This window comes from Candidatus Thiosymbion oneisti (genome assembly GCF_900092655.1).
Classification (GTDB): domain Bacteria; phylum Pseudomonadota; class Gammaproteobacteria; order Chromatiales; family Chromatiaceae; genus Thiosymbion; species Thiosymbion oneisti.
Window position 1 is genome coordinate 1 of record NZ_FLUY01000134.1, and the last position, 5102, is coordinate 5102.

The window sequence follows — 5102 nt, forward strand, 5'->3', positions numbered from 1 at the left end:
AAACATTATCCTGGAATGATTTAGGACTTTCAGTCCAGGGGGCAACCTATGCACTTTAGTGCATAGTGGTTGAGTCAATAAAAGATACTGAACTAACCTGTGCCAAGTTCAAATGTGTTCGCCTTTCAACATCTATCAAGCTTTAGTTCGCATTCGAGCGGATCCGTGATACCCTCTCAGAGAATGGCTTACAGCAAGACACAACACAATTGTCCACCCTGCGTAAATGGTCAAATAGTGCATTGAATGTGAGGTTGGCATAAATATCAAATTTACAGGTATTTTTGCTATTAATACCATAACCAAAAAAACAAACTCGATATTGTTCCTTTTTATAAAAACAATAGGAATTATAAATAATATTAGAAATAGAACCCAATTATGTGAGATAAATGACCCGGTAGTTGATACTCCCTTATATTGGGCAGCTGATACCATCTGTTGATCTAGCCAAGCTTCTAGTGTTGGAAGCGGTCTCCGTAGGTAATTATCTCTAAGCTCCTTTATTCTCGGATCGTTCATAAGCCGAATACCGTCATAGTAAAACCAACCACCATCCTGGTGCATACCAGAAGTTGCAAAAGCTAACAATAATCTAGAATTCATAAAGTGCGCAGGATTCCAAAGTATAAGTTCAAATACGCCAGATATAAAAGATCTCTTATCTTCATTAGTTGCTTGCAGGTTTCTTTTATGAAAAAAATAATTTGGTTCAGTATGACCATGCTGTGTTTCGGTGATATATTTAATATCAATAAATCGACCAATACTTTCTAAAGTTTTCTTTTTATCGGGAGAAATCCAATCAGGTTGCTTTAGAATATACGCAGCTATTCCTGCTAACGGAAGTACTTCATAGTGATTGTTTTTCTTTTGGTCAAAATATGGTACAAAGTTAACCAGGAAAATTAAAATAACTGAAATTAATGATGGAGATAAAACAAAACAAATTTTAAATACATTGTTTGTTTTTGAAGATAACTCAAAATTTTTCTTGATGTAAAGTACGATTGCTAAAGTCGTTATTAATACATTGAGCACACCTTCATACCGCAAACCCATCGATAAAGCCGATAAAACAGACACATATAACCAAGGCTTGTAATTAAATTCCTCATTGCTGCCCAGCAATGTAAATATTGAAACACCAATCAATAAGGATAGAAATCCAAATAAAGAAGTATAATGCCCCGCAAGTAATAAGTGATTTATTAGAGGTACTGACATTGTAAAAACAACAAAAAGGAAAGAAATAATAATAAATGATATTTTCCAAGATTTGATACTCTTTTGTATGTAAATACAACAGATGTAAGTAGACAGTGCAAAAACAACTAAATTTGGCACAACCAAAGAAAACTCATGTGGAAAAACATAATATTGACCAATAAATAAAATTGGCGACATTAAGCCATACCAATTTGAAATATTTAGTGATTTAACAGTTTCTAGAGTTCCCAGCGAGTCATTCTGGAATAATCCGGGCCACTTAGAGATCACGATTGTCAATAAAAAAGAACTTATAGCTATTGCAGGATATAAATTTATCTTTAACCCCAATGAAAGAGTATTAAAAAACAATCCAAATAAGGATCGATAAAAAGTATATATAATTAAGTAAGAAATAAAAATTATTGATAATTTATTGCCAAGAAAATAATATGAGTTTACTGCAATAATGAAAAACAATGAAACTGCGAACAATAATTCAATAATTATTGAATTATCTTGAAGATATTTCAACAATAAGTTAAATTTAGATTTTCTCATAGCAGATATCAATTCTCAATATGGTTTAATATTAGAGTTGTACCTGTCGGTAAGTTGTTAATTTTTCAAGATATTTCAAAATTCAGAGGCCAGATGAGAGCGAAAAGAACCGGTTTTATTAATGAATCCAGCTCTTTTCGCTCTCAGATGGCCTGTGGAATTCAAAAATATATTTGTAAATCAACAAATTACCGCCTGGTATAACTCTATTGTTCATAGCTTACCAAGACAAGGACCTGACAGCTACCCGAAAATGGCACAGGCATCAAAAATGGGCCCATCCACGCACACACGCTGCATGGCCGGTCCCTGTTTGGTCCGGACCTGGACGACGCAGCCGGCGCAGCCGCCCACGGCACAGGCCATAAATTCCTCCAGGGAGACTTGACAGGGCAGTCCGAGCTCGCGTGCCAGGGTGGCGACTGCTTCGAGCATGGCGTGGGGGCCGCAGGCGAAGACCTCGACTTCGGCGCGGGCCGATTTGTCCAGGCCTTCCAGCCACTTCCGCGCCAGATCCGTGACATAACCCCGGAAGCAGCCCGGAAAGTCCGAAAGACTCGTGAGCCGGTTGGGTATGCCCCAGTCGTCGAGCAAGGGCATGGCAGCGATCACCTGCGGCGGCAGGCCCGGAACCAGGTACTGGGACGGACGCGGCTGGAAGGGGAAGGGTACCTCGGAGCCGAGGACGGCGAAGGGTCGGAACCGTCGATCCGAGCGCAGGGCGTCGGCTAGAAAGATCATGGGAGGGATGCCCACGCCGCCGCCGATGAGCAGGGGCCGCGGGTGCTCGGGATGCGGCTGGAAGGGGCGGCCGATGGGTCCCAGCAGGCTGATGCGCTCACCGGGTTGCCTCAGGGCCAGGAGTCGGGTGCCCTTCCCGACCGCCTTGTAGAGGAGCTCTATCCGGTTGTCCCGCGGGCTCGCGCGCATGAGCGAGAGCGGTCGACGCATCGGTAGCCGGGGATCGCACTGCAGATGCACGAAGGAACCGGGCCGGGCGTACCGCGCGCACTCCGGGGCCTTCAAGCACAGTAGGAATTGATCGCCTGCACAGGCTTCCTGCTTGAGGATCTCGGCGTCTTCCAGAAAGATACCAGTACAGATGCTCTCAACTACCGATGACATTGCGGCAAGAAAGTGATTCCCATGTTGGTAGTGGTAAATTTTTAAATGGTTAGCGTAGAGTGGTTGATTATGCCCCATTTCTTCATTTGATCCCCTCTCCCGCCGGGAGGGTGTCATAAAACGCACTGATCCTCGCCCTTTGACCCCCTCTCCCCAACCCCTCTCCCGGCGGGAGAGGGGCTTTTGCGACACCCTCGGGGGGAGAGGGGGTGCAGCTTGTGGCGTGCCCAACATATACTAGCGGCGATGTCATTCAGACCTTAGCCACTACCAAATGAGGTAGTGCTTGACATGCCGTGGTCGTGTAATTCCCCCGGCGGGGAAGAAAAGGGTTCAGGTGGTCTCACGTTGGAACACGACGCGGCCGGCGAGCAGGGTCCAGGCTACCTGTCCCTTGAGTTCCTGGCCGAGAAACGGGGTATTGAGGCCGGCGCTGACCAGGGTCGACGCCGAGGGTGTCCAGCACGCATCGGGATCGAAGACACAGACATCGGCGACCCGTCCCGGATCGAGCTGGCCCACAGGCAATTGCAGGATCCGGGCCGGTCCGACGGTGATCCGGGCAATCGCAGTCGCCAGATCCAGCACCTGTTCGGCAACCAAGCGCAGCACGAGGGGCAGCAGGGTCTCGAGGGCCGAGATACCCGGCGCAGTGGCGGGGAACGGGGCCAGCTTGGCGTCCTGCTCATGGGGGCGGTGATCCGAGCAGACGGCGGCTAGGTCACCCCGGGCCAGGGCGGCGCGCAGGGCCGTTCGATCCTCGCTGGTGCGCAGCGGCGGTATGACATGGCAGTTGCTGTCGAACGCCCCGATGTCGTCTTCGGTCAAGAAGAGCTGATGGGCACTCACATCGGCACTCGCCCGGATGCCGCGTTGGATCGCCTCGGCAAGCATGCGGGTGGCGCGACCGGTGGACAGGCAGCGGAAGTGGATGCCGGCCCCGGTCTGTTCCGCGAGGGCCAGATCTCGCGCGAGTGCGACGGTTTCCGCCGCTTCCGGGATGCCCGGTAACCCGAGGCGAGTAGCCACTCGACCCTCGTGGACACACCCCCCGTCCCGCAGGTGTTTGTCCTCCGGGCGCAGAAAGACGGTGAGGCCGTAGGTAGTCGCGTATTCCATCGCCCGCCGCTGGACCAGGGTGTTCTTGATCGGCCGATCGGCGTGGCTCATGACGGGACATCCGGCGTGCTTGAGTGCCGCCATCTCACTGATCTGCTCGCCCCCCAGGCCCTGGGTGAGGGCGCCTGCAGGCACGACCCGAGCTTGGCCGTGACGCTCGGCGGTCTGGGCCACGAGCTGGGCTACCGCGGGGGTGTCGATGACCGGCTGGGTATCCGGTGGACAACAGAGAGTGGTGATGCCGGCCGCGGCGGCGGCGGCAGTCTCGCCGGCGATCGTGGCCTTGTGCTCGAACCCAGGTTCGCGCAGCCGGGCGCACAGATCCACCAGGCCGGGACAGACGACCAAGCCCCGCGCGTCCAAGGTGCGGTCGGCGCGAAACCCCGCCGGCGCCGAGCCGACAGCGGCAATCCGCCCGTCGGCGATATGCAGGTCGCACTCGGCGTCGATCCCGTTCGCCGGATCTACCAAGCGGCCGTTACAGATGCTGATTTTAGTCCCCCGTTTCATCTTAATTTTTGGATAAAAAGATGGTTTCGTGTCGGGAACGGCCGACCTGCCGTTCCTGACCTGCACACCCTATTTCAAGACACCGCCGAGGATCGAGCCCCCCTGGAGGAGGTCGAGGAGCGAGGCGCTGGGGAGAGAGGTCCGAATATTCCGCATGGTCCGAATATGCCGGACGGTCCGAATATGCCGATGGGTCCGAATATTCTGGAGGGTCCGAATACCCGGGTGGGCCGGAGTACCCTGGAGGCCGCCCAAAAGGCCACCGACGAGGGGTAGACCTCCCTGGGAACCGCCCAGAAGGCCGCCGACGAGGGGTAGACCTCCCTGGGAACCACCCAGAAGGCCACCGACGAGGGGCAGACCTCCCAGGACGTTTCCTGCGGGATTGGGTGAAACTAGGCTCATGATTCCTCCTCGCCGCATTTTGGCGGCATGCAAAATAGCTCACAATTGCCCTGGTGATGAATGATGAATGATGAATGGGGAGCAGCTTGCCACTTCATCACTTATCACTTATCACTTATCACTTATCACTTATCACTTATCACTTATCACTTATCACTTATCACTTATCACTT

The 5102-nt window shown here is 51.4% G+C and carries 4 protein-coding genes; all 4 read right to left on the reverse strand.

The window, feature by feature from the left end:
- Window positions 1–135 precede the first annotated feature (135 nt).
- Entirely contained in the window at window positions 136–1770 is a 1635-nt protein-coding gene (locus tag BQ17_RS20015) for a hypothetical protein (RefSeq protein WP_141699026.1), read from the reverse strand.
- 243 nt (window positions 1771–2013) lie between these two features.
- Entirely contained in the window at window positions 2014–2895 is an 882-nt protein-coding gene (locus BQ17_RS01355; RefSeq protein ID WP_089723953.1) for a dihydroorotate dehydrogenase electron transfer subunit, read from the reverse strand.
- A 333-nt stretch (window positions 2896–3228) separates the two neighbouring features.
- The gene (locus BQ17_RS01360; RefSeq protein ID WP_089723954.1) at window positions 3229–4524 is read right to left on the reverse strand and encodes a dihydroorotase; all 1296 of its coding nucleotides are present in this window, start codon (window positions 4522–4524) and stop codon (window positions 3229–3231) included.
- Between the two features lie 69 nt (window positions 4525–4593).
- Window positions 4594–4929 (reverse strand): hypothetical protein, encoded by a 336-nt coding sequence (locus BQ17_RS20020; RefSeq protein ID WP_141699027.1) that lies wholly within the window; start codon window positions 4927–4929, stop codon window positions 4594–4596.
- Window positions 4930–5102 lie beyond the last annotated feature (173 nt).

What these genes read in the sequence shown, in the direction of transcription:
- BQ17_RS01360 (WP_089723954.1), bottom strand. Translation starts at nt 4,524, where the DNA reads ATGAAACGGGGGACTAAAATCAGCATCTGTAACGGCCGCTTGGTAGAT.
- BQ17_RS20015 (WP_141699026.1), bottom strand. Translation starts at nt 1,770, where the DNA reads ATGAGAAAATCTAAATTTAACTTATTGTTGAAATATCTTCAAGATAAT.
- BQ17_RS20020 (WP_141699027.1), bottom strand. Translation starts at nt 4,929, where the DNA reads ATGAGCCTAGTTTCACCCAATCCCGCAGGAAACGTCCTGGGAGGTCTG.
- BQ17_RS01355 (WP_089723953.1), bottom strand. Translation starts at nt 2,895, where the DNA reads ATGTCATCGGTAGTTGAGAGCATCTGTACTGGTATCTTTCTGGAAGAC.